Annotated in this window: 6 protein-coding genes; 1 reads left to right on the top strand and 5 read right to left on the bottom strand. The window is 67.4% G+C overall.

Translation table 11 applies throughout. The features are described from left to right. Positions 1 to 74: 74 nt before the first annotated feature. Genes WAW17_RS02300 through WAW17_RS02285 form a run of 4 tightly spaced genes read right to left on the bottom strand, consistent with a single transcriptional unit; the run spans position 75 to position 3120 of the window. Entirely contained in the window at positions 75 to 437 is a 363-nt protein-coding gene (locus WAW17_RS02300) for a hypothetical protein (protein ID WP_422331405.1), read from the bottom strand. A gap of 27 nt (positions 438 to 464) precedes the next feature. Continuing rightward, positions 465 to 1079, bottom strand: a complete 615-nt coding sequence (locus WAW17_RS02295; RefSeq protein ID WP_422331404.1) for a patatin-like phospholipase family protein — start codon at positions 1077 to 1079, stop codon at positions 465 to 467. A gap of 8 nt (positions 1080 to 1087) precedes the next feature. After that, the gene (locus WAW17_RS02290) at positions 1088 to 2695 is read right to left on the bottom strand and encodes a peptide ABC transporter substrate-binding protein (RefSeq protein ID WP_422331403.1); all 1608 of its coding nucleotides are present in this window, start codon (positions 2693 to 2695) and stop codon (positions 1088 to 1090) included. Further along, positions 2692 to 3120, bottom strand: coding sequence for a hypothetical protein (locus WAW17_RS02285; RefSeq protein WP_422331402.1), 429 nt, complete (start codon positions 3118 to 3120; stop codon positions 2692 to 2694). The genes WAW17_RS02290 and WAW17_RS02285 overlap by 4 nt, the downstream gene beginning before the upstream one ends. Before the next feature lie 199 nt (positions 3121 to 3319). Between WAW17_RS02285 and WAW17_RS02280 the strand changes: the two genes are divergently transcribed. Further along, complete coding sequence (locus tag WAW17_RS02280; protein WP_422331401.1) at positions 3320 to 3454, top strand: ANTAR domain-containing protein; 135 nt, start codon at positions 3320 to 3322, stop codon at positions 3452 to 3454. A gap of 20 nt (positions 3455 to 3474) precedes the next feature. On the opposite strand, the gene WAW17_RS02275 is transcribed toward WAW17_RS02280, so the two are convergent. Further along, on the bottom strand, positions 3475 to 4748 hold a 1274-nt coding region (locus tag WAW17_RS02275), incomplete at its 5' end, for a phytoene desaturase family protein (protein ID WP_422331400.1).

The raw sequence follows: 4748 nt of genomic DNA, 5'->3' as shown, positions 1-4748 counted from the left end.
CGGATCGAAGAACAGAAAACTGAGAAGATCGGCGGGGTAAGACGACTCACCTCCGAAGAGCCGGACCAGCAGCCTCAGTTGTGGATTCCGCAGTCGTTGCAGCCCACCGAAACGCTGGCGGAGGACTTCGTCCGCGAGGACGGCGAGGGTGTTCGCCCGGTCCAGGGGCGGGCGGCGAATTGGACGTCGATGTGCCGGAAGGGCGCCGCCCCGCGATACGCCCCGACTTCGGCGTTGCGGGCTTCGAGACGGTGCAGGTCCTCGACCATCCGATCGGCCAGCATCGCCCGCAGGGTGACTGCGGCGGTGTTGAACAGGTCTGGCTCGTCGATATCGGGGCCCTGCTGCGAGGGCAACCCGACCAGCCAATGCCGGGGCCGGGTGGCGACCATCCCGAGCTGATCGGCGCCCATTTGGACGGCCGGCTTGAGTGGCATGTTCAGCCGCACCCCGCCGTCGATGTACTACCCTGCCCACTGCGCCGGAGTGTCGATGTGGATGGGCCGAAACAGTGCAGGGACCGCCGCGGAGGCGAGGACGTGCTCGGGGCGCAAGGTGGTTTCGACGTAACTGATGTTGCGGTTCGCGTCGTACGCCGGCAGCGTGATCGCGGGGTGTTTGTGCACGAATACAACGGTCCCGCCGCTCGCCACCGAGGTGGTGGCCGCGGCGACGGCCTCGACCAGACCGCGGTCGATGTTGTCCTGAACCTTCTCGAAAGAGACCAGAGTGTCGACTGTTTCATGCATCCGGGTGGTATCGAACAGGCTCGGCATCCGCACCGGCAGACCGGCGACTTGCGCGAGGTACCGGAGTCCACCACCGGCGAGGCTGCCGCTCACGGAGAAGACGTCGTCGAGCGACACGGCACCCCACAGCGCGACCACCCGTTCGGCGGCCTGAGGAAAGCCGAGGTGGGCGTTGCCTGCCAACCCGACCACGTTCAACGCCCCAGCGCTGGTGCCGACCAGGATCGTCGGCGGTCGCCACAGCCGGGGGAGCAGCGAGGTGATGGCACCGGCCTCGTACGCGCCGCGGGCACCACCGCCAGCGACCACGAGTCCTATCCGCTCGGCCACCCGGCCCGTCAGCTCCTCTCGATGTCGGAGTACATCGGGATGCCCTTCCAGTCGATGGTCACGTTCGACACGTTCTTCGACCAGCCGCTCGCCGCGTTGCGATACCACATCGGAACGGCGGGGAGATCCTGCAGCAGCACCTCCTGTGCCTGGTCGGTGAGCTCCTGCGACTTCTGCTGATCCGCCTCCCCCGCGGAGGCCCGGAGCAGGCGGTCGAACTCCGGGTTCGAGTAGTCACCGTCGTTCGAGCTGCCACCGGTCTGGTAATTCTGGGCAAGGAACCCGTACTGCTGCGGGTAGTCACCCTGCCAGCCCGACCGGAACGCGGTCGCAATGGTGCGGTGGGTGGCCTCGGTGCGGATCTGCGCGAAGGTCGGATACTCCCTGCCCTTCGCGTCGATGCCGAGGGTGTTGCGGATGCTGTTCGTGGTGGCATCCACCCACTCCTTGTGGCCACCGTCACCGTTGTACGCGATCTCGAAACTCCCGGTCCACGGCGCGATGGCGTCGGCCTGCGCCCACAGCCGCTTCGCCGCCTCCGGGTCGTACTTCAGATTTCCATTGCCCGCGAGTGAATCCGACCAGCCCGGAAGTGCCGGGCTGGTGAAGTCCAGCGCCGGGGTTCGCGTCTTGTTGAAGATCTGCTGTGTGATCTGATCGCGGTTGATCGCCATCGAGATGGCCACACGACGCAGTCTCCCCTCCTCGCCGCTGAAGTGCTGCAACCGGCCGGGAATCGTGAACGTCTCGATCGTCGCCGACGGCTGGTTCACGGTGCGCCCCGGCAAGTCGCCCTCGTACGTCGTGAGGGCACTGGCCGGCACCTGGTCGAGCACGTCGACATTGCCCGACAGGAGGTCTGTATACGCGGTGTCGAGGTTGTTGTACATGACGAAATTGACGCCGTCATTCTTCGCCTTGCGGTTGCCCCCATAGTTCGGGTTCGGAACCAGGTCGATCCGCACGTTGTGCTGCCACGCGCCGGGGGCGGCGAACTTGTACGGCCCGTCACCGATCGGATTCTCGCCGAACGCGGCTATGTCCAGGTACGCGACGGCGGGCAGCGGGTAGTAGGCGGCGAAACCGAGGCGCTCCGGGAACGAAGGCTCGGGTTGTTTGAGTTCGATCGTGAAGGTGGAGTCGTCGATGACCTCGAGCCCCGACATCGTCTGGACCGCCGGGTTCTTCGCCGCCACCTCGTCGTAGCCCAGGATCGGGTCGAAGAACGACGCCTGGAGTTGGGCGTTGGTCGACAGCGCACCGAAGTTCCACGCATCGACGAACGAGGCGGCCGTGACCGGCGTCCCGTCGGTGAACGTCCACCCGTCCTTCAACGTGACGGTGAAGATCTTGCCGTCCGTGGTCTCGATCGACTGGGCATCCTCGTTCTTCACGTTGCCGTCGGCGTCGTACGACACCAGTCCGGCGAACAGCGAATCGACGATGCGCCCGCCCCAGCTCTCGCTGGTATCGGTGGGGATCAACGGGTTCTGCGGCTCACCTGCCCATGCGTTGACCGCCCCGGTGCCGCCGCCCGACGCGCCCCCGGACGAGCAGGCGGTCAGCATCCCGGCCGTCAGGGCCGCGGCCACCAGCCCGGTTGCGACGCGTGTCATGGTCGTGACAGGCCCGGTCCTCGTCGGCCGAGCTCATCGACCAGGAGTGCTGCGCCGATACCGAGCATCCAGACGTCCTTGGCGACGGCGGTGCCGTCCTGGGTGGGGCGGATCGAGCCGTTCTCGTGCATGCCCGGGGTCTTCCAATACATGGTCAGCAGTCCTCCGCTGAAGGCAACCAAAGCAGCGCCGGCCAGGGCGGAGGGCACGAACGGTGCGAGCAACGTGGCCCCGAGGGCGGTCTCGGCGGCGGACAGGGTCTTGCCGAAGGTTTCCGGGCGCACCGTGCGCACCACGGGGGCGACGTTGGCGGCCATGTTCTGCAGGGCTGCCGCAGCCTCGGGCGGAAGGGCCCGTTTACCCAGGCCGGCGTTCAGGATGAAGGCGCCGGTGGTCAGGCGCAACGGAAGGTGGCTGGCTCTCACAACGATTCTCCTTTTTGTGGCGTATGTAGGAGTACTTTTCGATCATGCCAACGTCGACGGGAGACCGTGGTCGGTTATGAACTCGAGTTACTCGGCTGCCGATGGTCGCTCCCGGGTTTCGATCGTGGACACTGGAGGATCACTGGGACGAAAGGGCTGGATGCGATGACCGAGGGAATTCGCGGGACCGGTTTCGGTGATGAAGGTGGGCGCCGCGTTGGATGTCTCCGCGGACGAGGCCTTCCACCGGCTGGCGCAGATCTCGCAACGCACCAACACCAAGTTGTCTGACGTGGCCCGCAACCTGATGGCCTCCATCACCGACACCCGCTGACACCCGCATCACGGATCGGGCTAGGGGCCGAGGTCGGGGACGGTGGTGATTCCGAATTCGTCGGCGAGGACGTGGCGCGCGGCGTGGTATCCGGACATGCCGTGGACGCTCGGTCCGGGTGGGGTGGACGCCGAGCACAGGTATACGCCATCGAGGGGGGTGCGGTAAGGATTCCATCTCGGTGTGGGGCGGGCGAGCATCCGGTACATCGACACGGTGCCCGCGGCGATGTCCCCGCCGCGGTAGTTGGCGTTGTGGGCGCTCATCTGGTGGGCCGGGGTGGCGCGTGAGGCGAGGACGACGTCCCGGAAGCCGGGGGCGAACCGTTCGATTTGGGCGGTGATCGTCTCGGTCGGATCCCGGTCGGAGCCGTTGGGGACGTGGGTGTACGTCCACAACGGCAGCAGACCGTCGCCGCTGATGCGGGACGGGTCGGCGACGGTGGGTTGGCTGACCAGGACCAGCGGCCGGTCCGGGTGTCGACCGGCTGAGATCTCGGATTCGGCGGCGGCGATCTGCGTGCGGCCGCCACCACAGTGCACGGTTCCGGCCTCGGCGATTCGCGGATCGGTCCACGGGACCGGGGCGGTGAGCACGAAGTCGGCCTTCGCGACCCCGTTTCCCGGTTCGAAGTGTGCGATGGCCCGCCGGTACCGGGTGCCGAGGCGATTCCGGAAGACGCGCGCGAGCACCCAGGGGGAGGTGTCGAACAGATACGTGCGGGCAGGTGGGAGCAGCCGCCAGTCGGAGACGCCGCGGTCGCACAGGACCTGTCCGCCATGGGCGTACAGGTCGTTGATCAGGGCATGGGTGATGGCCTGGGATCCCCCGGTGGGTATGGGCCAGCCGATCGCGTGGGCGGCCGAACCGAGGAGCAGCATGGTGGCGGCGGACGCCAGGGAGGGCTTCGGTGCGCTGACGTGTCCGCCGATCCCGGTCAGCATCGCGGGGGCCATCCCGTCGGAGAACCGCCGATTCCAGGCGCGGGTGCCCTGTTCGAGGGTTCGGAGGGCGAACGCCGCGGCCGTCTTCGCTCCGCGGCGGCTGCGGGTGCCGGGCGGAAGTGATCGCATGTCGCCGAGGCAAAGCGCGGCGATCATGTCGAAGTTGTCGACGAGTGGGGTCATCAGTTCCCGCCAGGCTTTCGCGTCGTGGGGGGTGGAGTGCTCGGTGAGGGCGGCGACGGTGGCGGCGAGGTCGGTGTAGGCGATGCCGGCGGGGCGGCCGTCGAGCGGATGCGCGTAGGCGACGCCGGGCACGTTCATCTGCACGCCGCGTGAGGGAAGGTCGAAGG

Source organism: Rhodococcus sp. (in: high G+C Gram-positive bacteria) (assembly GCF_049286785.1).
In the GTDB taxonomy this organism is placed as follows: Bacteria; Actinomycetota; Actinomycetes; order Mycobacteriales; family Mycobacteriaceae; genus Rhodococcus_F.
Note: the sequence above shows the minus strand (reverse complement) of the source record. Positions and strands in the feature narration are given on the sequence as shown.